We start from the raw sequence: 25241 nt of genomic DNA on the forward strand, positions 1-25241 counted from the left end.
ACAAGAAATGCCGTTCCGGCCTTGGGCGGGAACGGCATTTGCCGCAAACTCTCAGGGCTGCAAGCGCTGGCCGCATCACGCGACCGGCCGTTGCAGCCCTATGCATTCGTGCTCAGGGAATCTCGTACTCCAGTTCAAACTTGGCTCCGTCATCCAGGCCCAGCACTTCAACCAGATAAGGCATCACCTTCTTCAGCGTTTCCGGCAGCGTCCACGGCGGATTGATGATGAACAGGCCGCTGCCGTGCATGCCGAAGCCGTCTTCCGACGGTTTCTGAACATCCAGGCTCACGTTCAACCAGCTGGTGATCGGCAGGCGCTTGAGCCTGTCGGCCAGTTCCCGTGACTGCATCGACTGCAGCTTCGGGTACCACACCACGTAGGTGCCGGTCGCAAAGCGACGCAGGCTCTCCTTCAGCATCGAAATCACCGTCCGGTAGTCGGTCTTCACCTCGTACGGCGGATCGATCAGGACCAGCGCGCGGCGGCTCGGCGGCGGCAGGAAGGCGTTGATGCCGGTGAAGCCGTCCTGCTCGAGGATCAGCGCCTTGCTCCCAGAGCTCTCGAAAGTCTGCTGCAACAATCGGTTATCGGCCGGATGCAGTTCGAACAGCCGCATGCGGTCATCCGGCCGCAGGATCGCCGCAGCACAGCACGGGGAGCCGGGGTACAGACGCAGACGGCCGTCCGTGTTCAGATCACGCACGACCTTCAGGTATTCCCGCAGCTCCTTCGGCACATCTTTGCGGCCGAGGAGGCGCGCAACACCCTCTTCATATTCCGCATTCTTGCGTGCAAACGCCTCCTCAAGGGAATAGCAGCCGGCACCGGCATGGGTGTCGATGTACCAGTAAGGCTTGTCCTTCTGGTTGAAGTACTCCAGCAACTGGACGAGCACGAAGTGCTTGAGCACGTCGGCGTGGTTGCCTGCGTGGAAGGCATGGCGGTAACTCAGCATGGCGGATGCACCCGGCAACGGGAACGAAAGATCAGGGGCGCGATGTTAACACCTCGCCCGCCCTGCCGCCTCTCCAACGATCACTCCGGCGCGTCGTATTTGCGGCGCGAACCCCGGAAACGCTCGACCGGATATTTGACGGCGTTCTTGACCAGCTTGGCACGGGCTGCAGCGTCCAGATCGATGCCGGCCCGATCCGCGATCAGCAGTAAGTACAGCAGCACGTCCGCACATTCGTCCTCCAGCGCCTCCCGGCCCTGCAGATCGAGCGGCAATGCGGCAATCTCGTCGTCGGTCTTCCATTGCGCCAACTCCAGCAACTCGCCGGCCTCCAGGTTGAGGGACACGATCAGATTGCGCAGGGAATGAAACTGGGACCAATCCCGTTCATCCCGAAACGCCAACACCAGCCGTGTCAGTTCATCCAGCTCCGTCATTCCCATCCTTCCATCAGGAAAACACCAAGGCAGCACTGCGGTGACCGACATTTTTCAAGGCCGGACAGACATTTTTGGCAATTTTCCAACGCATTTCCGCAAGAATGCTAAGCCCTTATTTCGGCTCGGGAAATGTATCAAAATGCTACGTTTTCCCCTTGCGCTGGACCGTCACCCTGTTATTATGGCGCGCTCTTCGGCCGGCCATTCGGCGGCACGGCCGAAACTCAACTAAAACAGGAAAACACATGCCGATTTACCGCCTCGGAGAGCGCGCTCCACAACTGGAGGAGGGGGTCTGGATCGCGGACAACGCCACCGTCATCGGTGACGTGCATCTCGGCCCCAATGTCAACGTGTGGTTCGGCGCGATTCTGCGCGGCGACAACGACCCGATCAGCGTCGGCGAAAACACCAACATCCAGGATGGTGCCGTTCTTCACACCGACGACGGTGTGCCGCTCGATATCGCGCGCGACGTCACTATTGGCCACAAGGCCATGCTCCACGGTTGTACGGTCGGAGAAGGCACGTTGATCGGCATCAATGCGGTCGTCCTCAACCGGGCCGTGATCGGCAAACACTGTCTGATCGGTGCCAATTCGCTGATCCCGGAGGGCAAGGTCATACCCGATCGGTCGCTGGTCTGCGGCTCGCCCGGACGGATCATTCGCGAACTTACCGACCATGAAATCGGGCGCCTCAAGGCGAGCGCCGACGGCTACGTGAAAAACGCGCTCCGATACCAGGCCGAGCTGTTCGAACTCAAAGACGAGTGAATCTGGGCAGCGAGCCCATGATTTGCTCAGAACAACGTGAGCATGACCGGCTGGTGGTCTGACGCTGCAGTGGCCTGATTGACGGCTACCGAGTCGATCTTGTCCACCAGATCGGTGCTGACGAAGAAGAAGTCGCAGCAATAGGGCCGATCCGGCCACTCCGCCCCGTTGAGGCCGACTGAGCACAAATGCGGGATGTCGCCGTAGCAGGCGGGCCATGCGTCAGCCCATTCAGGGCCCGCTTGGCCCTTCAGCGTCATGCGGTAATACGCCTGGCTACCTGGTTCACAATTGAAGTCACCGCAGATGATGGCCGACAGCGGGCGTGGCCAACTGCGGAACGGGGAATCCTCATCGGCCGCCTCACCCTGCGGCTGCCCGGCCACGCTTTCCCGCACCTCACGGATCTCGGCCTGCAACTCGCGCAGTGCGTCGATCTGCGCTGAACGCTGCACCGCGGAGTAATACTCCAGATGCGTGTTCAAGACCCGGATCGGCCCCGCTGGCCCGGATACAACAACTTCCAGGCATACCCGCGGCATGCTCGGCACACCGGCATTCGGCGGGCGTGGCAGACTGTGGCGAAACACCTGCCCCACGGGCAAGCGGGACAAGGTCAAGTTACCGAAAAGGTTACGGCCTCCAGCGCCGTCCGGCACATCCACGCCGGCGGCGAAATGCGCGCTGTAACCCGGAAATGCGGCAGCCAGCACTGCAACCTGATCCACTGGCGTCTGCCCCTGCAGGGCCGCGAAGCCCACGGCCACCTCTTGCAGACACAGCACGTCAAACTCACCCAGCATGCGGATCGCCGCAATACTGCGGACAAGGTCCACCTCGCCATCGGCGCCCCGTCCCCACTGAATGTTCCAGCTCAGTAACTTCATATCTACAAAAATTCTTTTAAATACAATGATATTTTTTCAATGAGCAGGTATGGGGTGCACACAAGGGTGCACGTTTTATCTCATCAAGCCCTTGCACCTGCGTATCGCTCATCTTCAGGAGCCACTCACTTGTTCGACTACGCCTAGGAAGACCTGGCGCACGCCTTATCAGTGCGGACATCACCCACTGCTCAGCTCAAGGAAAAAGTCTATAGGGAAAGGAAAATGTCGAGGCGGCACCACTTCACGGCACATGAACAGTCACGTAACTGATCGTGACTGCATCCTCTCAGTAACGAGGAGGATGTCACATGAAATCAGACGCAGAACGTCAAGCCACGTACCAAGCTCGGCTTCGGAATAATGGAAAGGCTCGCCTACATTGCTGGATTGCAGCCGACACCCGGACCATCCTTCGAGAGATCGCACAAGAGCACGGTCGTTCCATTGGCGATGTGATCGATCTCGGCATGCTTCTGGCGCGGCGACACCTTAAAGCCCCTGCTCAACCTATGCGGTGTAGTCGGGCGGTCATCATCAAAGCCAGTCCGCCGCCAGCACCTCTCTGCGCCTCGCCAAGCGTCAGCGCACACGAACCAAGTACGCCGCCTGACGTTGCATCGCCACTCGGGAATGTGACCGATCGTACAGATGTCCGCATCCGAACCGCCGCTTTCATTGCGGAGTCGTGAGCATGGTGCCAGTCGAATATCGGACTCTCATTCTTGGCCAACAGCATTTCGATTGCACAGTCCTAAGAGCCACGTTGTCCACCGCATCGTGTGCAGACAGATTCACCAGGGCGAACCGGGCCCGGGATGCCATTGAGGGAAGGTACGCGGCGTGCAAGCGTTGCCCAGTGGGTGCCGCTCATGCCCGGCTCCACGCTGAGCCCGAAGTCGAGCCTGTGCAACCCGCACCGCTGGATGAAAAGGCCTGCGTGCGATGCGGTCGAACCGATTTGCGTCTGATCGTGTCGACGCAGCTCTGCGTCTCCTGCTCGAATCGCGACGCCGAAAATCGGCGGGGCCGTAACGCCAGGGGCAATCCGCTGCGGGACTATCGCCCCCCAACGCTCCGGCGTGTTGGAATTATCGACGACAATGGTCGGCGGACCTGGCGCCTGTTCGATGGAGTTGATGAACACGAGGCCATTGCTCGTGCAATCCGCGCCGGCTACCGCGTTCACGGCGATCAGCCCGGAAACACCCGATGGAACACGGAGCGCGGCGCATTCGAGTACCACGACGCCGCCGGCCGGGTCTTGCTCCAGACTGAGATAGACGGCCACCTCGAATACATCGCCGTGGACTTCCTTCGCGCCGGGGAGGAGCCCGCCCCCGTCGTTGCCGCGGCGAGCCTCATCCATCCCGACGCGGCAACATCCTGGCTAGAGCTGAGCAGGGATACGGGCAAACTCGCCAAGGATTGGCGGTATTGTGAGTTCGCCTGCTCAGGGTGTGGCGGCCAAGGACTCATTCAGGCTCGGCAGCGTGGCGGTATGACGGAAACGCGCTGCACGGCGTGCGGGTGCTGAGTCCCCAAACACGTCAGCAGCCCAAGATGGCCCGCCGAACCTCCGCCGGCAGTGGCTTGCCTTCGTGCACCATGCGCTCGGCGTCGAGCGCTGCGTGGCCCGAAAGCCGACCACGGGACACTGCATCGGACAAGCCGCCCAACAACTCGCGGTCGTCCGGAATGTGCTTCTGGCGCGAAGCCACAGTGGCGGCCTTCGAGCTTTTGGAAGCACGCTTGGCCACCGGTAGCGTAACCGCTTTGGCCACGATCAGCCTTGGCTCATTCGCCCTCTGCGCCATGCGGCCCAAAGCACTAAAAATTTCGTCGTCTGTCACCGCGTAAGGCTTGCCCGTACGCCAATCGATATTCGGATCATCAAACACGGATTACTCCTTCGCCCTCAAGGCCGTAGTAGAAAGAGCCTGGGCATCAGAGCAATTTGGACGCCCAGGCAAATGGTCGCGCGGAGCAAACACGCGACCGGAGCAAACTATTCATGTGCGCCCTCGGCCGGATGCATCATGACGGCGCAGAACTGCAGCAGCCCGGCGAGAACGGCGTCGTCGGTTCGAGCCACATCGAACGCCCGCTCCAGAAGATCGCCTCCGCGCTTCTCCAAGAGCCTCGCGAGACGGTCGGCAACAGGCACCCTCGGGTTGCCATGCGGATTACCCGCGTTCCCGATAACGAACCTGCCGCGAGTATCTCGCCCGGATCTGTTCAATACGCTTGCGCTCATCGCTCTCCCCCTTGCGTCGGCGGGCTCCTGAGGGTGTCCGCGTACTATCTCAAAGCGCCCCGCGGAATCCGGGGACCAGTTGCCCGGTCACGGCGCGGCGCATCTCAGGCGAGGCTTGATATTCACCCCAAGGCGAGCCCCGGCCGGCAGCCCTGCCGAGTTCGACCATAGTTCGCCAGGCGTCCACGAAAATGGCCTCGGCGCGCAGGACATGCTCGCGGGCTGCAGAAAACGCGGCTTGCTTGCGATGGTGTTCGAGCTGCACTTCTGCATGGCTCAAAGATGCGCGCGCCGCCGGGCGCCGGTCTTCGCTGGCAGCGGCAGACTTGGCCTCGTTGTGCAGCGTTTCGAGGGACTCAATGTCGGCGGCGAGCAATCCCAGTTCAGCCGCATCGCCATCTCGCTCGTCACCGGATAAGCGGCGACGCTTGACCTCTTCGACGACTCGCTTCTTTTCGTTCAGCCGAGACAGGAGGCCCGCCGCCTTCTCCCCATAGGGCCGGTAATCGGCTTCAGCCCGCTCCAAGGCGACACGGCAGCGTGAAACCGCGCGTGCAGCAGCGTCGATTGCCGGATCGGAAGCGACAAGCTGCGTCGGTTGCCCAGTAAGTTTAGCGAGGCCTGACACTTCGACGCTGGCGGTAACGGCTGCTTGCGTCTTCTCTACAAGTTCGGCGGCGGCAAGCTCAACGGCTACCGCTTCATCACGGTCGGCCGCCGCGCGCTGCTCCATGGCTGTACGTTCAGCGTCAGCAATCGATTGCTCCAAGCGAGCCACGTCGGCGCGGATGCTCATCGTGTCCTTTCCGGCGCTGAGAGCAGCAATCAGTGCTGTGCGGGCAGCCGAGAGTTGGGTGTTGATGATCTCAAGCGTGTTCATTTTTTAGAATTCCGTACTCAAAGTTCGATCGCGGGCATGCTGGCCAGCACGTTGTCGAAGTCGTCGACGAGGCCACTCGCGGTTACGCGATCGCGGTACAACCGGAACAGGTGCAGACAAAGGTCTCGCCAATAAGCAAATTTCTGCGACTTCACGCGCAGGGCCTCAGGCACGGACACGCCGTTGAGGTGGCGCGATGCTGCGTCGTTGAGATCCAGAAATCCGTTCAACGACGCAATGATGTCCATGTGAGACAGCAAGACGCTGTACTGCTCGTTGACCGTATTCCGGGCTACGCGCTCCGCGTTGGTCAATTGGTCGAGCTTTGCGTACTCGACTTGAATCTGATCCTTCAGGCTCTGGCCCACTTTCGGCTGCTCCAGTTATGATGTTGGCGTCAGACGGCAAGCCGTCAGGACACCGACAGTCTCCGGTCACGACGTCCGGAGCGGATAGGCGGGAGAAGGTGGAGGTCACGATGGCAAACGGGATTGTGGACAAGCCGATCAGCAAGCGAGCCCCGGTACACGCTTGCCAGGCAGAGCTTCTTGCTTTGTTGGCAAGGGAGTTGATGGACGCTTACGCCCAGAGGCCACAAATAGGGCTCCCTGACTGGTTCCAGCTACCGGAGTACCGGCGCTTTGTCCTCGGAGCCTACGCAGCCGGCTTCGTTTGTACCGACTTAGCTCCGATGAAAGAATTTGAAGTTATCTCCACGCATCCGCGGGATTATCTGGCCCCCGCCGGGTTCGCCAGACTGCGACATTGGATTCACACCTTGCTACGGGCGGAACGCTGGGCAGATGGCCTCTCGTCGCCAATCCGCGAGGCTATCGTAAGCGGGGCGCTTGAGGTCGTTTCCGAGCGTCTAGCAAATGATGGAAGCCTAAAACACCAGGAAGAACTTGTGGACGAGGCTGACTAAGAATTTTCGTTATTGGAGCAACCATGAAAATCTTCAGAAAAACATTTACGGCCATAGTGTTGGTCTCAATATCATTGCCGTCAGCAGCCTATACAGTCGATACCAGCAGGTATTTTGCGTACCTGGAAAAACCTGGGCGTGTCCACAATGGCGTCAGGGTTCCTACTAAGTTGATGCTCCTTTCAAAGCAAAAATGCTCTGCTAAAGGCGCCCCAAACACGGCAATGCTCGGTGCCATTGTCTATTTAGACAGAGGCGGATTTGTGGGAGAAACACCGGCATGTTGGTACCAAGAAGCGTGGCGCGGAGATGACGTTGTTGTTTTGTGCACGACTCTTGGAAATGAGATGGATAGTGGAGCAGCTTCTTGTCAGTTTGTCTCGCCATCTCGCTTCATGAATGTCAGCTCATTGCCGAACTCTGCTGATTTTGCGATGACGGTAGAACCAACTGGCAAAGCTAAGGAACTTGTCGACCGCTTCGTTGCTTCAAACACGAAATGCCGAAGTAGTCCTGATGCTTCTCAAGCCTGCGACCAGCGCGAGGCAACCATGAGAGAACTGCGTAATCTCGGCTGGTGCTGGGGGCCCGAGGATGCCCCCGGCTACGAGAAGCGCTGGATTAAGTGCAAGTAGGGAGCTTGGTTAAGCGATTACTGGGTCAGGCTCCGTCGGCTAGCAAACCAACTTCGCTAGGCTGATCGAGCACTTGGCCAGCTTCGCCGTCTCGGCAATCGAGTTGCCAGCAACTCGCAGGACACGGATCAGTTCATGCTTGTCGCCATCAGCCTTGCGGCCGGTCTATGCCCCCTTCTTTTTGGCCACCTCAATCCCCTGTGCCTGCCACTCGCACTGCGTCTCATAGTTGGGCAGCGCCAGCTTGAGCTGCATGTCCTGCACGGCCTCAAGCACCACCTTGGCAACGCCCGCCGCCGCCAGTTCGGACAGATCGACCACTCTTGGCACCGCCCAGCGGGCGCCGCTGGCCTCAAGGACCGCGCACCGGTCGCACCATGATCGCAGCAGCGCTGGCAGGATGGCCGCCTCTGCAGCGCGGGTGAGCTCGCCGTATTGCCCGCACGCTGGCGCCGCCGTAGGGGCTGCAGTGCAGGCGGCGGATCGGTGACGGGTGAGACAGGCGCGCCAGGCGGTAGGTCGCGCAATCAGCGATCGATAAGCGCCAGCGCCTCAGCGTACCGGCGGAACTCAGGATCGCCGCAACCATGGCTTTCCAGCACAGCCAGTGCGAGCGCCAAGGCATTTCCCTTCAGCTTCGCAAAGTGCGCCTCAAGGTCCATCTGCCAGCGCTCGGGGTTATGCAGATGACGCACCAGGTCTGCGACGTGCTTCGCGCGCAGGATCTCTGACCTTCGGGTCACGAAAACGGACTTCGCCATGGACTGGCTCCGGGTGGTTGATCGTCAACGCAGTGTAGACTCCGATCACTCAGCCCCGCTCGATGACCAAAGTTACGCTGGCCTGCCCCTCGCCGGCATCCAGCCCCCAAGCGCGCGCCTCGCCCCTCTGCACGAGGTCAAGCGCACGGCCGACGTCGACGGCCATCTTCGCCTTCGCTGCGTCTCGGCCACGCACAGCCTCTGCCACCAGGCCGCGAACAATGCCCCACTCTTGGCGGTGTTTTGTAAGGATTGCGGCACGCTGATCGACGGCGGACTCGGTACGCAGCGCAGCAGTCACTGCTTGGCGCTCATCCTCACTGGCCTGCGGACCAAGATCGGTGACAGCAGTCTTGATCTTGTCGGCGACCGCACGCGCCTGGGCAGTGATCTCCGGGCCTGTCAGCTTCGACCAGCCACCATCAGCAGCGGCCCAGCGCTTCACGGTACGGCCTGACACACCCAGTTCTGCCCCGATCTGATCGAAGGTCGACGGCGTTGCTTCGTACATTTCTCGCGCTGCAGCGCGGATCGCGGCGGGGTCCGGCTGGGCGGCTTGGGTGCTCTCGGTCATGGTGGTGACAGGGTAGTGTCACGCGCGCCAGGTCGGTGACAGCCAGCAGGCCGAGGCCCATCCAGCAAGTGACGGGTGTGACACCGAGCAGCAGGAGGGCGTGCCAAGAGGTGACTGGCACTTGCCGACCTGAATGATCGAAATGATCCTTTTCACCCCTTTTCATAAAACTTTCCTTGTCTTCGTTTCTAGGGGACTTTTCCAAAACAGCGAAAAAGGATCATAAGGATCATTCTTTGCCCAAGAAAAAGGCCGGGAGACCCGGCCTGACTGGAGTTTCACCTTTAAAGCTTCGGTTTGAGCGCGATCCCTTGGAACTCTGGACCGCTGGCCTTCCGCTCGCTGACAAGACCTCGTTCGCGTAACCGCCGTCCGAGTGCAATTGCCGAGCACGGGCGCAAGCCGTTTGCTTCGGCCCACTCGCAGTAGTCCCCGTACAGCAATTTGCTGGGGCACTTGCACCCGGCGGCGGCAGAGCCAGAATCGACGCGTTCAGCCAGCCACTGCCCGACCAGATCCTGCTCTTCGCGGTAATCCTTCGTCTGAGCAGCGACAACACTTGGCACGTCCGCGAGCCCTCGGCGCTGCCACTGAAGGCAGCCGTCCAGCATCCAGGCAAGGATATGCGGCGCTTCCGCCTTGAGCTTGTCCAGCAGGGCCGGGTCTCGATCATCGGGCCCAAAGGTTCGGCTGAATGGCACCAGACGGATGCGGCGCCAAATGCCGTTGTCGGTTCCGCGAATCACTGGCCGGTGGTTGCCGAGCATAAGCAGCTTAAATGCCGGTGCGAACTGCACAGGACGGCCGTACAGCGGTCTGGCGCTGATAGTGTCACCGGCAACCAGTGACTTCACTAGCGACTCGGCAAGCGCCTGCCCATCCTCGGTTTCCGAACTCATCGCGAGGCGGCAGCCGATCAGGTCGGCTAGGTCTGGGGTTGCGCCCCCGGCTTGGCGCTTGGACTCGCACAGCGTTTCAACCGGCACGCTTCGCCCATAGTCGCCGAGTACGTGACGCAAGGTTTCCGCGAAGATGCTTTTCCCGTTGGCTCCGTGCCCAAAACAGAAGAGCATGATCTGCTCCCGGGTGCTGCCGGAAAGCAGGTAGCCGCACCAGCGGTGCAGCCAGTCAATCAGCGCGTAGTCACCGCCGAAAACTTGGTCGAGGAACTGAAGCCAGCGCGCAGCCTTTTCCGCTTCTCCAATCCCGGCAACGCGCAAGGATTTTGTGACGAGATCGGATGGTTCCGCCGGCCGGACGTTGCCTGTCGTCAGGTCGATCACTTCTCGTGCGTTGTTCAGCCCGGCAAGCATTGGGTCGCTGTCGACCACAGCCAACGGTAGGCGCACTTCACTACGATCGGAAAGCAGGCGCACCGCGGCATCTACCACCTTCGCGGTTTGGCTCTTACGAGCCCATTTCGCGAAGTGCTCGGCGTCCATGAAGTCGAACGCCGCCCCCTCATTGTAGATCCGATTCGGCAGATCGGCCGCAGTCGCCCGAACGGCCGCCCCATCAATATCCCATTGCCAGGCACCGTCACGCCACACCAACCACGCCTTCGCTTCAGGGACAAAGCGCAGGCGCTCCCCGTGCATGTCCAGCAGGCGGAGCGCGTTACCTATCTCGGAGAGGGGGCGGGTGCATTCCGTGCCGTCGCGCACATCGGCGGCGACAAGTGCGGGTGGGGTGAAGGCAACAGGAACCGTTCCTAGTGCTTGCGTCTCAGTGCCCACGTCCGCCACCTTGTCATCGGCCGGCTGCACGGCGAGGGGCGAAATCGCTTCCGGCACAGTCACATGTTGAGCGAAAAAGTCAGCCATCGGCAGTGCCGCTGACTTGGTGTGTAGCAGTAGATTGAAACCGTCTGGCAATGGATCAGCAAGGTCCCAGCCATCAGGAACGCCGACCGGCGGCACAATGAACTTGACCGAGTTGGCTACTCCATTCAGCTTACCGGCGATCTCAACCATGCAGACCGTTCCAGGCTGCTCAATGAACGGCATGAGCTGGCCGGCCTTCGGGTGAGTGTCAACGTAGGGCTTCTGGTCAGCATCCGGCCACAGGCCGACATTGCGGCCGGCGAGAGGCGTCCAGTCAACATGCTTCACCGCCTTACCGCCACCTGGCCAGGACACTGTGACCAGCTTGTCGCGAGTGATTCCAAGCCCCTCGAATAACGCCTGTCCGGCCTCGCATGCTTTCTCTCCTTCGATTACGATAACCTGCGCCTTCGGGTGCGCCGTCACCTTTTCCAGCCCATATAGCGGCCGAGGCTTGGCGAAGGAAAGCCACTTCCAGCGCATCTCCCCGGTGTGCGTGTTGATGGCGTAGCTCTGGGGGATCAGATCCTTCCCACTGCCCGGGAGCTCGAACCGGCAAACGTAGCCGAGCAGGTTGCCGTCTGCATCCCGGTAGGCCCAGCGCCTACTAGCATTGAGCGCTTCCCAGCCATCACCATTTCGGCGATGAAAGACGCTGGGCGGCTCGCCGGCACTCGCCGGCACCGGCGTGATGGGCTTCCATACTTCTTCCGCCGGCGTCCGATCGACCTGGCGCTTGTGAGGCTCTGCGCCGCTGGCGCGATGATTGCCGACGATGCTCTGCACCGCCTCGTGGAAAGGAATGCCCTCGTGCTCCATGACGAAGTCGATTGCATCGCCGTGGGCGCCGCAGCCGAAGCAGTGGAAAATCCCCTTCGCCTCGCTGACAGTGAAGGATGGCGATTTTTCGGAGTGGAATGGGCAGCGCGCCAGGTGGTCTTTCCCGGCCTTCTTCAGATCGACGTATTTCGAGATCGTGCCGACGATGTCGGCTTTGGCCAGCTCGATAGAGGCGTCAGGAATCCGCCCGTGCTGAATAGTGGCGAGGCTCATGCTGCCACCTCAAACCGAGCCAGTCGCTCCCCCATGTAACCCAGTTCAGCGACCAATTCCAGGAGGGTCAGTCGCTTCTGGTTTTTTGGCCCCCCCTCTGGCTGCCAAAGAAAACACTGCCCGTCCGGCGAGATCAGAATTTGCGGCGCTTCTCGATCATGGGGGCGGGCCTTGCCATCGATCGAGCAGAGCTTGACTCGCTGCCAACCTGGCTCAACTTGGCTTGCCGGTCAACCAAGTCCGTCCTCATAGCACACCGTGACTCGCTCCGCGATCAGAAACACCCCTTGATTAGCGAGGAGTGCATCGACACCGTTGAATTTAGCGAGGTGAACGACGTACTCCGCCCAGGTATTCGTCCAACGCTCGCCTGCGATCTCATCGCGATGAAGACTGCGGAAGCCCAGCGGCGTGCGTTCAGCCACGTACAGCGCGGCGTCGACGATAGCCAGCACGGCTTGACCAAAAAAAATCGGCTTGATATTGTTCATCCTGAAGTCCTCAACGATTTCACCTTCGCCCGCCAGAGCGAAACCATCATCGAATGCCGGCCTGCCAGCCGGCATTTGTCTTTCTGTCACTTGACGCATACGGCCTCCCGCGTTTGCAGCATCGAAAGCAGCACGGATTCCGGCCAGCCGACCACCCTTGTGGATACCTTGAGCGCCCGCTGGAGATCACCACGGCGGACCATGTTGTCCAGCGTTGTGGTGCTGACACCAAGCCTTGACGCCATTTCGGCGCGTCTCACCAGACGTTCGTTTTTCGCGTTCATTTGAGCTCCTTTGCTCGTTGGGATAACGGGGCAAATCGTGCCATCACGACCAACCGAAGCGTCTTGGTTTGGGCGAGCGCCGGCCCCTCAGACGGGCGATCCGGCAATGTGCGTGCGGGGTCACCACGGCCAAGGTGGTCACTGATCGTTTTCTGGGAGAGAGCAACCTCAGGCGCTGAGGTTTGCGAGGGCTTGCCGGAGAGCCCCAACCTGCCACGCGGTGGTGCCAGCAGTGAGCTTCACAGGCTGAGGCAGCTTCCCGGATTTGGCGTATCGCCAAACCGAAGCCGCTGAGCAGTCAAGCAGGCCTTGAACTACAGGTAGCCTGACGAAGGCGGAATTGGGGAGTTGATCGAATCGTGCAAGGGCGGTGGGAATTCGCCCGTCAGAGGGTGTATTGCGAGGACGACCACGCCGACGTGGCTCCGGCTCTCCATCGTCAGCCTCTCCCTCTTCGTCACCTGCAGTGGAATCCGGTGCGCCAACAGAGGGGCCACCTGCGGCCGTGTCATCTCCGACAGCAGCACCTACTCCGCCAACATTCTCGCCAAGGACGGCAAGCGAGGCGCCGCGGATGTAGCTTCCCCGGCGCGGCTCAAGAGCTTTAAGCGCAAGCTCGAAGTAACCACCATGCCCACAATCGCTCAGAAGTAGCGTTTTCATTTTTCGTATCACCCTACACAAGTCCGTATCCGGACGACGCAAAATGACTGTATCACGGCACCAAACAATTGAAAATACTACGTTTTTTTATAACAGCAGGCATATACATGCCTTGCAAGCTGATCATCTAACTTCAATCGCCCCAGCAATTTCAGGACTTTTTCAGTGTCGCGGCAAACTCGACAATGGCGTCGGGCGCAGGTTTTGGGCGCAAAGTTGCATGGGCAGCCTGTTATGAATTTTTCAGGACAAACCTAGCGGACTTATCAATTCAGCAGATGACCCCCACTACTGCGCGAGTACAATCTTTCGTTCATGCAGCGGGATCACGTCTGCGCCGCCGGCTTCAAGCTGCATCAGCAAGGCCGCCCACTTTTCCAGAGCATTTTTCCGCTCTGAAAAGTAGTCCCCTTTGTCATACACAGCAAGAATTCCGCCAAGGGCGTGATTCAGGCACTTCTCAGCAACATGCGGCAAGACACCGAGTTCCGAAAGCTGGGTACGAGCAGTACGGCGCAGGTCGTGGACGGTGAAATGCTCGACCCCCGGCATGTTGGGTTTCAACTTGCTTAGTGCTTCGTTAAGTGTCGAATCGCTTACATGTTGGAGATTGCGACTATCCCGCCGACGCGCAGGGAATACGTATTCAGAGCCACACGCAAGCACCTGAGCTGCGCGCAGACATTCGAGCGCCATGGATGGCAACGGAATCGCCATGTCCGCGTCTGTCTTGGTGCGATCTTTCGGGAGGTGCCAAACGGCAGTAGCTTCATCGAACTCGCTCCACCTTGCCCGGAGCAGCTCGTTCTTCCGCACACACAGGAGCAACAAGAGCTTCACTGCAAGCTGATTCGCCAACCCAAAGGATTCGGTCTTGCGCATGGCGTCAAACAACACGACCAGTTCCGACCTGGACAGAACACGCTCACGGGCCCTCTCCTTACCTCCTGCATCCCCAACATCGAACGGTGCAGCGGGGTTGAAGTCGCACAATTGACGCTTTACGGCGAAATTGAAGATCCGCTTTGACCAACGCAATGCCTCATTCGTAATTGAAGGGGCACCGCGCTTCTTGACCTTACGCAGCATTTGATCGATGTCGGACGGCTTGACTGCGCCGACCTCAAGCTTTCCGATGTGAGGCGTAACGTCATTGGCGATGCGCTGACGGACGACTTCAGGACGCTTCCACTTGCCGTCTATCTGACTCCCCAGATAGTCCTCAATCAACATCGCAACCGTGACTTTGCGCTTCTCTGCCTCGATGGCCGCCAGAGCATCGGCCTTGCGCTCCTGCTTCTCAGCAGCAACATCGTGTCCGAGCTTCACCCGAGCAGCAAGCAAGCCTGCCTCCTTTCTCGCCTTTGCGAGAGGCAGACTCTTGTACGCCCCCATGATGAGCTGACGCTGCTTACCTGCCAACCGGTACCGGAACAACCAGATCGGCGACGCATCCGTCTCGCGGAACCTCAGGTACAGCCCATCGCCATCGCCCCTCTGCTCGAAGTGCTCATCAGATCTGATCCAGCTCTTGATTCCGATGTCTGTCAGCTTTCCCATGGCGCCCTCTCTTCTATCGGGGTGCACATGAGGGTGCACACAAAATCCGTGATGAGATGCTACACGCTGAGACAGCTCTAAACAACAAAACCCAGTTCTGGCGCGGCTTTCGGAGTAAGTCTGCAATTGGTAGATTCAGGCTGAAACACTACTGAATGTTCCAGCTCAATACCTTCATCGAAAGACCTGTTCTCCATGATTTCCGACCCGCAACCAGCACATATCCCGAATCGGTTTTCGCAGAATAGCAAAGCTGTCGTCGCACCTCCCTCCATATCCTCGCGGCTCCGTGCTCAAATCCCGCAAAGCGTTCAGGTGGCTGATCAAAACGGGATTTTTGTCACGCTCGGAACCGCCCCGAAAATTGGCCCCACACCTAAAGTGAGACCGACAGATGCCGTTAAGCTTTTGGACTTCGCCTATTCCATCGAACCTATGAGCACCCCCCAGGAACTAGTTGCCTGCGTCGAGAAGCTTGCGAGCCTGCCCGCGATCTACCACCGCATCCGGGATATCCTCGACGACCCCGACAGCTCGGTCCAGCAACTGGCTGAAACGGTATCCAGCGATCCGGCCATCACTGCCCGGGTGCTGCGTATCGTTAACAGCGCCTTGTACGGATTCCCAGGCAAGATCGAGACAGTGGTCCGAGCGGTCAACCTGATGGGCATGCAGCAGATTCACGACCTCATCCTGAGTACTGCCGTCATCTCCGCCTTATCGTCGATCCAGCCGCCGCAGCTACCCTTGATGCGCTTCTGGAAAGGCTGCGTGTTCCGCGGTCTGGCCGCCCGTTCTGCTGCTCAACGGCTCGGCGTCGGCGATCCGGAACGCCTGTTCATCGAAGGCCTGCTCGCGGATATTGGCCATCTGGTGATGTATCAGGCCGTCCCCGACCTCTGCCGGACAGCGCTTGAGAAGGCGCAGAGCAGCGGCCTTCCTCTCCACGAGACGGAGCAGTCCATCATCGGTTGCAACCATGCCGAAGTCGGCGCGGCGCTGGCCTCAGCCTGGAGCCTGCCTCCCAGCTTCGCGACCGTCATCGGAGCGCAGTTGATGCCGGCCCTCGGTGGCTCGCACTCCACCGAAGCTGCGCTGCTGCATGTGGCGAACCAGATCCAGGCAACCGACGAGTTCGACGAGCCTGACCAGATCGCACTCGGTCTGCTGGACCCCGTCGCCATTGCGCGGCTGGACATAGATGCATCACAACTCGCCGCGGTCCGGGCTCAGGCCCGGAGCGAATCACCGGCGGTTATCGCCCTCTTCTTCCCGACTCAGCCCTGAGCCCACTTCAGACCGGCCTGAAAGCGGTTTCGAGGGCGTCGCCGACCCTGACCTGCCCTCGCAATACAAGGGTTGTGGTCGGTTTCGTGCGCCCGTAGCGACGGCCAGCCGGCGGCGACTATCGTGCTCTGCGTCAGCGCTGTCAGAACTCCGCGTGGACGCGCACCGCGAAGAAGTTGGCCGGCCCCCGGTCGGCGTTGTAGCCCGGATTCCACATGCGCTGGGCGTCTGCCGTCACGTAGAGGCTCTTCCACACGTTGAAGCTGTAGTACGCCTCGACGATCTGTTCCGGCTGGTAGTTGAGGCCACCATCGCCGAGGAAGAAGGACAGGCCTCCTGCCTCCAGGTAGCGACGGCGATCCAGGGACAGGGCGTTGCGGGCATAGCCGACCCCGACCGTATCCGCTGCACGCCCCCAACGGTTGCCCTTCAAGGACAAGCCGGTGCCGATCGAGCTGTCGGTTTCGGTGAACGCGAAGGTCTCGCTGCGCCCATCGGCCTTCATCGCACGCAGGAAGAAACCCAGGTCGGCGGAGATCGCCTGCTCCAGGTTAACGCCCAGGCCGAACTTGATCTGATCGCCATGGCGCACGGCCAGGATCGCCTGCGGGTCCGCATCCGGATTGGCGCGCAGATATGCCAGCGCATCGTCGAAACGGGCCAGCCGGGCCCGGTTGCGCCAGGCCAGCACGCGCAGCTTGCCGGGCTGCCCGTACAGCGTATGGGCGCGCTCCACCTCGATCTGGTCGCCATAATGCTTGCCGATACGCGAATCGATGGGAAGCATGTTGGGTTCCTGCGGCCCGGTCATCCGGCCGATGCGCACCGCCCAGTCATCCTGGTACCACTCGAGCGTGTAACCCCAGCCGAAACCCCGCGCGTCGGCAGCATAATCGTAGGCCAGTGGCGCCATGAACGCCGCGTTCATGAAATGGACACGGGGATCCTTGGCATAGACGTTGTCGTCGAACACATCGAGCAACGAGAAATTACCGACCGTCAGCACCACGCGGTTCTTGTCCACGAAGCCCGCCATCTGGTTCAGGTCGGCGTCCTGATGCTCCTGCTCGCCGCCCAGCCCCCAGGTCTGGCGCAGGAACAGGCGTTGACGGTAGGACTTCGGACGGGAGCCGGCGGTCCGCGTCAATTCTCCGTTGGTGAAGGCTGCTGTCCCCTCAAGATTGGAAAACGGCCGCCCCTGAGTTTCCTCACCGTTGAAGTACAGCTCGCCGCCGGTCCATGGACGGAAGCCCAGAAAGGCGGTGGCGGTCGCCGTGTAGCTCTTGTCGTGGTCGGCTGTCAGACTGTTGCGGCCGCTATAGTCGGCATTGAAGGCCGGCTTGTTCTGCCACACGTAGGTCGTCTGAAAACGGGCGGTCCACGCCTCGGTGTCGGCGGATTCGGCGTAGGCCTGGGCAGGCAACACGCTGGCGAGAACCGCAGCAGCCATGACGGCCAAAGGCCAGTGAGCCCCACGCTTGGGGGTGGCAAACAGTTGAAAAGACATGGGGCAAGGTCCGGCAAGCACGTGAAGCCGGGCAGAACCCGGCGCTGTGGAATGAAGGGTCGGCGGATTGTATGACTGTAATGTTACGGTTCATGGAGCCGGCACAAAGGGCCGGCTCCAGCGGAATTCAGTCCATCAGATGACCAAGAATGGGGTTGAGCATGGCCGCGCCGAGGCATTTGCTGCGCTCGCCACTCCAGCCGCTCAGGCCGTCCGGCAGGTTCGCGTTGTCCTTGAATGGCATCTCCAGGGTCAGGGACACGCAGCCGAAACGGTGGGCCACCCATTTCGAGGCCAGGCTCAGCAACTCGTCCTTGAAACGCCCGCTGAGATAGCCGTGCTCGGTCTGAAAGTCCGGGCTCGCCGCCTGGAAACGCTCGACGAAGCGCGCCTGGCGGGCCTTCTGCTCATCCGAGAACCCCGGCACCTCCTCGGCGGTGGAGAAGAACACATAGGGCAGCGCTTCGTCCCCATGGATGTCGAGGAACAGTTCGACGCCGCTCGCCTCCATCGCCTGGCGCACCAGCAGCACCTCAGGGCTGCGCTCGGCACTCGGCTCGCGCCACTCCCGGTTGAGGTTGGCCCCGGCCGCGTTGGTGCGCAGGTTGCCCCGGATCGCCCCATCCGGATTCATGTTCGGCACGATGTATAGCACCGCATGTTCGCGAATGCGGCGTGCAACCGGATCTGCTGCGTCGAGCAGACGCTCCAGCAGGCCTTCGACGAACCACTCGGCCATGCTCTCGCCCGGATGTTGACGCGCGATGATCCACAGCGGCCGCTTGCCCGGCGCAGCACGGCCGGCGGTGACCAGGTCCAGGTCGCGCCCATCCACCGTCGCCCCCAGGTTGCTCACCGACGCAAACGGCGACATCTCGACCCGCCCCAGAAGGTCCAGATGACGCTCGTGCGAGTACGGCTCGAAGTAGGCGTAGTAGACGCTGTTGCGCTCCGGCGTGTGCTCGACGATCAGTTGCCCGTTCTCATAGCGGGTCGAGCTGATGCGGAACCAGTGGCGGCGGTCGTAGGACGCCACGCAGCGGTACTCCGGCCAACCGTCCGGGTAGGCGGCGTCAGCGGCGTTCTCGAAGACCATCCGCACACCCTGCCCAGCCGCGCCGTGCAGGCGGAAATGGAACCACTGGCGGAAGGCCCCTTCGCCAGTCACCCCCTGGTCGGCGCGCAGGCGCAGGCGGATATCGTCGGGACGCTCCACGGACCGCACCTCGATGGCGCCGGAGTCGAAGTTGCTGCTGATTCTGAGGGTCATGGCGGGATCAGGTCAGGAATTGGGTCACCGCGTACAGGGCCAGGCCGATGAGGCCACCGACGAAGGTGCCGTTGAGACGGATGAACTGCAGGTCGCGGCCTACGCTGACTTCGATCTCGCGCACGAGATCCTCGTCATTCCAGGCCCGCACGGTGCTAGCGATATGGCCGGCCAGGCCCGTGCGCAGCTCCGGAGCCAGGCTTTCCACGGTCTTCTCCAGGTGCTCGTTCAGGGAGTCCCGCAGCGCCTCGTTGGCCGCCAGGCTGGTGCCGAGCGCCCCCGCTGCCGACGCGATGCGCTGGCGGATCATCGAGTCCGCGCTGGCCATGTCACGCCCCAGCCAGGCACGCAGCTCACCCCACAACTCCTGCAGATACGTACCCACTGCCGGATGGGCGAGGAACTCCCGCTTCATCTGGTCCACCTGGGCCCGGAAGGTCTCGTCGCTCTTGAGGCGCTCGACGTAACGGGTCACCACTTCGTCAAAGGCCGCCCGGCGCGGATGCTCGGGATTGGTGGCGATATCATCGAGCAGGCCATGCACGCCGGCGACGATTCCCGTCGCCACCTTGTCGCCGAGTTCAGTCGGATCGATACCGACGAAGCCGAGGGTGGCGACCACCTTCGGATATTCCCGCGCCGCCACATCCAGGATCATGCCGGCGAAACTGTGGCGCACGCCCGGCTCGTCCAGCCACTGGGCCAGCTTGTGGATGCTCTCGTCGAGCAGGGCCTGGTGGCGCCCGCCCTGGGTCAGCGCATCGAGAATGCCGCCCATGCTGTCGGCCATATCCAGGCTGCCCGCCCGCCGCCGCAGTGCATGCAGCGCCAGCCGCCGGACGCGCGGATCGTCCATAAAGTCCAGCGACTCGGCCACCACCACCACCAGTCGCTCGGCGAAGATGGTCGCGTTCTTCGGGTCCTTCAGCCAGCCGGCCAGCCGCTCGGCAGGATTGGCGCTACGCAGACGGGCCACAAGCGACGCGGTATCGAGGAACTTGTCGCGGATGAACTCAGCGATGTTGTCAGCCAGGCGCGCCTTGTTGCGCGGCAGGATCGCCGTATGTGGAATGGGCAGTCCGAGCGGATGACGGAACAAGGCCACCACCGCAAACCAGTCCGCCAGCGCGCCAATGGTTGCCGCCTCGGCGAACGCCGCCACCCACGGCCAGCCCTGATGCCGGGCCAGTACGAACAAGGCTGCGACGGCGATCAGCGCCGCCACAGCCACACCCTTCATCCGCGCCAGTTGCGCGATTTTCTGCGGATTCGCCACAGCTGCCTCCGTCAGTCCTGGCGCCGCCGGAAGACCCAGCGGTCGGCGTCGGAAGCCTCGGCGGCGAAGGCATAGCCATCGAGGTCGAAGTCCTTCAACTGCTCCACCTCCTCGACCCGGTGGGTAACCGCATACCGGGCCATCAGGCCGCGGGCGCGCTTGGCGTAGAAGCTGATGATCTTGTAGCGCCCGCCCTTCCAGTCCTCGAAGCCGATGTTGAGCAGGCGCCCCTTCAGCTGGGCCGGCTTGACCGACTTGAAATACTCTTCAGAGGCCAGATTGACCAGCACCGGCTCATGCCCCACCGCCTCGTCCCGCGCCAGCAGGCGGTTGAGCGCCTCAGTCTGAGTCATGCCCCAGAAGGCGTACAGATCCTTGCCGCGCCCATTCTTGAAGCGGGTGCCCATCTCCAGACGATAGGGCTGCATCAGGTCCAACGGTTTCAGCAGTCCGTAGAGACCCGACAATATGCGCAGATGCGCTTGGGCATAATCCAGGTCGGCCTCGTCGAGGCTGCGCGCATCGAGCCCATCGTAGACGTCACCATTGAAGGCCAGCACTGCCGGTTTTGCATTGGCCGGCGTGAAAGGCTGCGACCACTCGGCGTAGCGGGCCACATTGAGCGCCGCCAGCTGGTCGGACAGATCCATCAGCTTGGCTACCTCCGCATGGGAGAGCTCACGGAGGCCGGTAATCAACTCGGCCGCGTCATCAAGGTAATCGGGTTCGGTGAAGCGCGGAGTGGTGGGCGGCGTCTCGTAGTCGAGCGCCTTGGCGGGGGACAGCACGAAAATCATGGGGGCGACCCGGATTCTGAAATGCCGCGATTCTACTGCCTGCGGGCCTCATTTCGGGCGCGACATCCGCTGTGGCGCGGCCTGCCGATCCGACGCTCAGGGCAAGGGCTCCAGATGCGTCGTGACTTCAATGCCAGGCAAGGCCTTGCCGAGTTCCGCCTCGATCTCGTCGAGCAGCGCATGCCCCTGCCGGACGCTCCACTCTCCCGGCACCAGCACCACCACCTGCAGGAAGGACGAAGCCCCGGCACGGCGCGTACGCAGGCCCTGGAAAGCCACGCCTCGGCAGTGAAAGGATTCGAGCACGCCAGTGGCGCGCTCCACCGCGGCGCGATCCATACTGCGATCCATCAGCCCGTCCACAGACTCCCTGAGCAGGTGCCAGGCTTCCAGCGTGATGTGCAGGCCGACGGCGATGGCGATCAGCGGATCGAGCATCAGCCAGCCGGTCAGCGCGACCAGCGCGACGCCGGCGATCACACCGACGGACGTCCAAACGTCGGTCATCAGGTGACGGGAATCCGCCCGTAGAGCGATCGAGTCGAAACGCTCGCCAGCCCGGCCGAGGATGCGCGCCACGACGAAATTGATGAAGGTCGCCGCAGCCGACCAGGCCAGCCCCCAGCCGGCCGACTCGAGCGGAGCGGGGTAAATCAGGCGCTCCACGCCGGCCCAGATGATCGCCACCGCAGCACCGAGGATCAGGATGCCCTCGAAGCCGCTGGAGAAATACTCCGCCTTGCCGTGCCCGAAGGGATGGCGCCGGTCCGGGGGATCCCGTGTGACGAGGATCATCCACAGCGCGAAGGTGGCGCCCGCCAGATTGACGAAGGATTCCAGTGCGTCGGACAGCAGGCCCACCGAGCCGGTCAGCCACCAGGCCAGCGTCTTCAGACCAATCGTCGCCACCGCTGCGGCGATCGACAACCATGCGAAGTGATGCCTCTCGAGACCGCCGTTGTCGATCACGCGTCAGCCACGCTCCACGTCGGTGACGCCCTTGACCTCCCGGATCAGCGTGACGGCCCGCTGGATCTGGTGCACGCCCTGCACCTCCAGCGTGAAGCGCATGCGCGCCGCGCCCTTCCGGCTGAGAGTATTCACGGCGATCACGTTGAGCTTTTCCCGTGACAACACTTCAGATATGTCGCGCAGCAGCCCCTGCCGGTCCATCGCGTGGACCAGCACGTCCACCGGGAAGACTGCCGCCTCCTTGGAGACATTGGCCGCCTCACCCCACTGGGCGCTGATCAGGCGCTCGGGATGCTGGCGCACCAGTTCCTGGAAATCCCGGCACTCGACGCGGTGAATGGACACGCCACGCCCGCGGGTCACATAACCCTGGATCGCGTCCGGCGGCGCCGGCTTGCAGCAGCGTCCGAGGGACGTCATCAGCTTGCCGACCCCGACGATCAGGATGGTGTCGCTGGCATCGCCGGAATGGCTCTGGCCGATGATCACTTCCGGCGTTTCCGGCAGGACCTCCAGGGAATCGGCACCGCGCAGCGCCACCTGGATCGCCCGCGGCCCGACCTCGCCCCGGCCAGCGGCGATGAACAGCGCCTCCGGATTCTTGAAGCCCAGCCGCGTGGCCAGATCCTCGAGATTGACCTGCCCGTGCCCTTCCCGTTGAATCTCCTTGGTCAGCACGCTGCGGCCTCGGACCAGCAGTTCCTCTTCCTCCAGGGCACTGAAGTACTGCTTGATCTTCTGGCGCGCCCGCGGCGTGGCCACGTAGTTCTGCTGCAGATTGAGCCAGTCGCGGGACGGTCCGCCCTCCTTGGTGGACATGATCTCCACCGTCTGGCCGTTTTCCAGCGGCGTGTTGAGGGTGACCAGTTGGCCGTTGACCTTGGCGCCGCGGCAACGGTGGCCAAGGTCGGTATGCACGCGGTAAGCGAAATCGATCGGCGTCGCCCCGCGCGGCAAGTCGATCACCCGCCCCTGCGGCGTCAGCGCGTAGATCGTGTCGTCCAGCGAGGCCCGCTTGAACTGCTCCAGCCAGTCCGCCGAATCGGTCACCTCGTCGCGCCACGACAACAGGCTGCGCAGCAAGGCGATCTTCTCATCGTACTCACCGGTCAACGCGCCGGAGCCTTCCTTGTAGCGCCAGTGGGCGGCCACGCCGAGCTCAGCATGGTTGTGCATCGCGTGGGTACGGATCTGCACCTCCAGCGCGCGCCCGTCGCCGGCATACACAGCGGTATGCAGCGACTGGTAGTTATTGCCCTTGGGCATCGAGATGTAGTCGTCGAACTCCTTGGGGATCGGCGTCCAGATCTGGTGCACGATGCCCAGCACCGCGTAGCAGTCCTTCACCTCGTCCACCAGCACACGCAATGCGCGCACGTCGTAGATCTGCGAGAAGTCCAGGCGCTTGGCGCGCATCTTGTTGTAGATGCTGTAGATATGCTTGGGCCGGCCGTACACCTCGGCCTTGACGCCGATGGCCTCCACCTCGCTCTTCAGCCGGGCGACCGCATCGACGATGAATTGCTCGCGCTCCACGCGGCGCTCGTCGAGCATGCGCGCGATGCGCTTGTAGGTTTCCGGCTCCAGGAAGCGAAAGGACAAGTCTTCCAGTTCCCACTTGAGCTGCCAGATACCCAGCCGGTTGGCCAGCGGTGCGTAGATGTCGAGGCTCTCGCGGGCGATGGATTCGCGGATCTTGCCCGGGTGGTCGGTGAAGTAGCGCAGCGTCTGCGTGCGCGACGACACCCGCAACAACACCACGCGGATATCCTCCACCATCGCCAGCAGCATCTTGCGCAGCACCTCGCTCTGGGCGCGGATCTCGGGAGCACTGGCGGTGGACGTCATGCGCGTGATGACGCGCAGCCCGTTGAGCTTGCGCAGGCCATCCACCAGCCTCGCAACGCTCTCCCCGAAGCGGGCGGCAATCTGTTCGCCCGAATGGTCAAGCACGTCGCCGAGCGCGAAGCACAGCGCCGCCGTACGGGTATCCGCGTCGAGACGCAGGGAGGCGACGATCAGCGCGGAGCCGAGGGCGTGCTGCCAGATGGGTTCGTTGGTGCCGAGAGTACGCTCCCCATAGAGCGGCTGGACCCACTCAAGGGCAAGGCCCACGCGAGCAGCATCATCCGGGCCGAGTCCCTCGCACAATAATTCGACCGCGGAGAACGCGGACACGGATTGAGATATCGAATGTGTAACGGCAACCATGCCGACATTATCCTATAGGCTGACGACGCAAAGCTTGATCTTCATCGTATTCGGGTGACCGACGACACGCCGGTACGGCCTTGCCACGACACCGGCCCCTTCGACAGACATCGACCCGCCATGTTCTCCGCCTTCCGCCGCTGGCGCCGCCAGCGCGCCGCCGACCGCATGCAGGTGGCTCCCGCGCAATGGGAGCGCATCGAGCAGACCCTGCCCTTCCTCGATTTCCTGCCTGCCCCAGACCGCCCGCGCCTGCGCCGCCTAGCCCTCGAATTCCTGGCCGACAAGCAGATCCACGGCGCCGAGGGCATGAACGTCACCGACGACATGCTGCTGTCCATCGCGCTACAGGCCTGCCTGCCGATCCTCCATATCGGCCTCGACGCCTACGCCGACTGGGTCGGCGTCGTGGTCTATCCGGGCGACTTCATCATCCCGCGCAGCGTCGTGGACGAAGACGGCATCGTCCATGAATACGACGACGAGGTGCTCGGCGAAGCCTGGGAAGGCGGACCCGTGCTGCTCTCCTGGTTCGACAGCGAAGCGCAGCCCGCGGGCATCAACGTGGTGATCCACGAATTCGCCCACAAACTGGACATGGGCAATGGCGAAGTGGACGGCTACCCGGCCCTGCCCGTCGGCATGTCCGCCACCAACTGGGCGGCCGCTTTTCAGCCCGCTTTCGATGACTTCTGCAGGCGCGTGGACGGTGGCGAAGACACCCTGCTGGACCCCTACGGCGCCGAGCATCCGGCCGAGTTTTTCGCCGTCATGAGCGAGGCCTTCTTCGAGACGCCGGGGCTCCTGAAATCCGAATACCCCGCTGTTTACGCGCAACTTTCCATGTTCTACCGGCAGAACCCGGCGGCCCGCGAAACGCCATCGCAATAAAACCGACAGCATTCCTGAAACAAAACTTTGAAGTCCCCGACTCCGCTGTCTACAGTGGGTAGG

At 61.9% G+C, this 25241-nt stretch carries 25 protein-coding genes; 5 read left to right on the forward strand and 20 right to left on the reverse strand.

All coding sequences use genetic code 11. The features are described from left to right. Positions 1 to 112 precede the first annotated feature (112 nt). The gene (locus AC1PPK_RS19355; protein WP_481114647.1) at positions 113 to 958 is read right to left on the reverse strand and encodes a 23S rRNA (adenine(2030)-N(6))-methyltransferase RlmJ; all 846 of its coding nucleotides are present in this window, start codon (positions 956 to 958) and stop codon (positions 113 to 115) included. Positions 959 to 1038: 80 nt separating this feature from the next. After that, positions 1039 to 1395: a nucleotide pyrophosphohydrolase gene (locus tag AC1PPK_RS19360; protein ID WP_481114648.1), complete on the reverse strand. Its 357-nt coding sequence runs from the start codon at positions 1393 to 1395 to the stop codon at positions 1039 to 1041. A 248-nt stretch (positions 1396 to 1643) separates the two neighbouring features. Between AC1PPK_RS19360 and AC1PPK_RS19365 the strand changes: the two genes are divergently transcribed. Continuing rightward, the gene (locus AC1PPK_RS19365; RefSeq protein ID WP_481114649.1) at positions 1644 to 2174 is read left to right on the forward strand and encodes a gamma carbonic anhydrase family protein; all 531 of its coding nucleotides are present in this window, start codon (positions 1644 to 1646) and stop codon (positions 2172 to 2174) included. Between the two features lie 26 nt (positions 2175 to 2200). Here AC1PPK_RS19365 and AC1PPK_RS19370 read toward each other — a convergent pair whose 3' ends face one another. The 5 genes from AC1PPK_RS19370 to AC1PPK_RS19390 all read right to left on the reverse strand — a co-directional run bounded on the left by AC1PPK_RS19370 (position 2201) and on the right by AC1PPK_RS19390 (position 6566). Then, positions 2201 to 3061: an endonuclease/exonuclease/phosphatase family protein gene (locus tag AC1PPK_RS19370; protein WP_481114650.1), complete on the reverse strand. Its 861-nt coding sequence runs from the start codon at positions 3059 to 3061 to the stop codon at positions 2201 to 2203. A gap of 754 nt (positions 3062 to 3815) precedes the next feature. After that, positions 3816 to 4430: a hypothetical protein gene (locus tag AC1PPK_RS19375; RefSeq protein ID WP_481114651.1), complete on the reverse strand. Its 615-nt coding sequence runs from the start codon at positions 4428 to 4430 to the stop codon at positions 3816 to 3818. Positions 4431 to 4611: 181 nt separating this feature from the next. Further along, positions 4612 to 4962 carry a hypothetical protein gene (locus AC1PPK_RS19380; RefSeq protein WP_481114652.1) on the reverse strand — a complete coding sequence of 117 codons (351 nt, stop codon included), beginning with the start codon at positions 4960 to 4962 and terminating at the stop codon, positions 4612 to 4614. A gap of 405 nt (positions 4963 to 5367) precedes the next feature. Next, positions 5368 to 6198 carry a hypothetical protein gene (locus tag AC1PPK_RS19385; RefSeq protein WP_481114653.1) on the reverse strand — a complete coding sequence of 277 codons (831 nt, stop codon included), beginning with the start codon at positions 6196 to 6198 and terminating at the stop codon, positions 5368 to 5370. A gap of 17 nt (positions 6199 to 6215) precedes the next feature. Beyond that, the gene (locus AC1PPK_RS19390; protein WP_481114654.1) at positions 6216 to 6566 is read right to left on the reverse strand and encodes a hypothetical protein; all 351 of its coding nucleotides are present in this window, start codon (positions 6564 to 6566) and stop codon (positions 6216 to 6218) included. Between the two features lie 110 nt (positions 6567 to 6676). Between AC1PPK_RS19390 and AC1PPK_RS19395 the strand changes: the two genes are divergently transcribed. Next, positions 6677 to 7123, forward strand: a complete 447-nt coding sequence (locus AC1PPK_RS19395; RefSeq protein WP_481114655.1) for a hypothetical protein — start codon at positions 6677 to 6679, stop codon at positions 7121 to 7123. A 23-nt stretch (positions 7124 to 7146) separates the two neighbouring features. Continuing rightward, the gene (locus tag AC1PPK_RS19400) at positions 7147 to 7758 is read left to right on the forward strand and encodes a hypothetical protein (RefSeq protein ID WP_481114656.1); all 612 of its coding nucleotides are present in this window, start codon (positions 7147 to 7149) and stop codon (positions 7756 to 7758) included. A gap of 165 nt (positions 7759 to 7923) precedes the next feature. Here the strand turns inward: AC1PPK_RS19400 and AC1PPK_RS19405 are convergent, their stop codons facing one another. From AC1PPK_RS19405 to AC1PPK_RS19435, 7 genes are all read right to left on the reverse strand, one after another. Beyond that, positions 7924 to 8079, reverse strand: coding sequence for a hypothetical protein (locus AC1PPK_RS19405; RefSeq protein WP_481114657.1), 156 nt, complete (start codon positions 8077 to 8079; stop codon positions 7924 to 7926). 206 nt (positions 8080 to 8285) lie between these two features. Further along, positions 8286 to 8519, reverse strand: a complete 234-nt coding sequence (locus AC1PPK_RS19410) for a hypothetical protein (RefSeq protein ID WP_481114658.1) — start codon at positions 8517 to 8519, stop codon at positions 8286 to 8288. A 49-nt stretch (positions 8520 to 8568) separates the two neighbouring features. After that, on the reverse strand, positions 8569 to 9093 hold the full coding sequence (locus AC1PPK_RS19415) for a hypothetical protein (RefSeq protein WP_481114659.1): 525 nt from the start codon (positions 9091 to 9093) through the stop codon (positions 8569 to 8571). 284 nt (positions 9094 to 9377) lie between these two features. Continuing rightward, complete coding sequence (locus AC1PPK_RS19420; protein WP_481114660.1) at positions 9378 to 11969, reverse strand: DNA primase family protein; 2592 nt, start codon at positions 11967 to 11969, stop codon at positions 9378 to 9380. 230 nt (positions 11970 to 12199) lie between these two features. Further along, the gene (locus tag AC1PPK_RS19425) at positions 12200 to 12559 is read right to left on the reverse strand and encodes a hypothetical protein (protein ID WP_481114661.1); all 360 of its coding nucleotides are present in this window, start codon (positions 12557 to 12559) and stop codon (positions 12200 to 12202) included. Further along, a complete protein-coding gene (locus AC1PPK_RS19430) occupies positions 12547 to 12744 on the reverse strand; it encodes a helix-turn-helix transcriptional regulator (protein ID WP_481114662.1) in 198 nt (65 codons plus the stop codon). The genes AC1PPK_RS19425 and AC1PPK_RS19430 overlap by 13 nt, the downstream gene beginning before the upstream one ends. A gap of 951 nt (positions 12745 to 13695) precedes the next feature. Next, positions 13696 to 14967, reverse strand: coding sequence for a tyrosine-type recombinase/integrase (locus AC1PPK_RS19435; protein ID WP_481114663.1), 1272 nt, complete (start codon positions 14965 to 14967; stop codon positions 13696 to 13698). A 195-nt stretch (positions 14968 to 15162) separates the two neighbouring features. Between AC1PPK_RS19435 and AC1PPK_RS19440 the strand changes: the two genes are divergently transcribed. Then, positions 15163 to 16254: an HDOD domain-containing protein gene (locus AC1PPK_RS19440; protein ID WP_481114664.1), complete on the forward strand. Its 1092-nt coding sequence runs from the start codon at positions 15163 to 15165 to the stop codon at positions 16252 to 16254. A gap of 142 nt (positions 16255 to 16396) precedes the next feature. Here the strand turns inward: AC1PPK_RS19440 and AC1PPK_RS19445 are convergent, their stop codons facing one another. From AC1PPK_RS19445 to AC1PPK_RS19470, 6 genes are all read right to left on the reverse strand, one after another. Further along, positions 16397 to 17761, reverse strand: coding sequence for a carbohydrate porin (locus AC1PPK_RS19445; protein WP_481114665.1), 1365 nt, complete (start codon positions 17759 to 17761; stop codon positions 16397 to 16399). A 127-nt stretch (positions 17762 to 17888) separates the two neighbouring features. Beyond that, complete coding sequence (locus AC1PPK_RS19450) at positions 17889 to 19031, reverse strand: M14 family metallopeptidase (RefSeq protein ID WP_481114666.1); 1143 nt, start codon at positions 19029 to 19031, stop codon at positions 17889 to 17891. A gap of 7 nt (positions 19032 to 19038) precedes the next feature. Continuing rightward, on the reverse strand, positions 19039 to 20307 hold the full coding sequence (locus AC1PPK_RS19455; protein WP_481114667.1) for a DUF445 domain-containing protein: 1269 nt from the start codon (positions 20305 to 20307) through the stop codon (positions 19039 to 19041). An 11-nt stretch (positions 20308 to 20318) separates the two neighbouring features. After that, positions 20319 to 21104, reverse strand: coding sequence for a peroxide stress protein YaaA (yaaA, locus tag AC1PPK_RS19460; protein WP_481114668.1), 786 nt, complete (start codon positions 21102 to 21104; stop codon positions 20319 to 20321). A 96-nt stretch (positions 21105 to 21200) separates the two neighbouring features. Beyond that, positions 21201 to 22073: a cation diffusion facilitator family transporter gene (locus tag AC1PPK_RS19465; RefSeq protein WP_481114669.1), complete on the reverse strand. Its 873-nt coding sequence runs from the start codon at positions 22071 to 22073 to the stop codon at positions 21201 to 21203. 3 nt (positions 22074 to 22076) lie between these two features. Beyond that, the gene (locus tag AC1PPK_RS19470) at positions 22077 to 24287 is read right to left on the reverse strand and encodes a RelA/SpoT family protein (protein ID WP_481114670.1); all 2211 of its coding nucleotides are present in this window, start codon (positions 24285 to 24287) and stop codon (positions 22077 to 22079) included. A 120-nt stretch (positions 24288 to 24407) separates the two neighbouring features. Here AC1PPK_RS19470 and AC1PPK_RS19475 point away from each other — a divergent pair, with 120 nt between their 5' ends. Beyond that, entirely contained in the window at positions 24408 to 25178 is a 771-nt protein-coding gene (locus AC1PPK_RS19475) for a M90 family metallopeptidase (protein ID WP_481114671.1), read from the forward strand. Positions 25179 to 25241 lie beyond the last annotated feature (63 nt).

This window comes from Zoogloea sp. JDB1, from assembly GCF_056724025.1.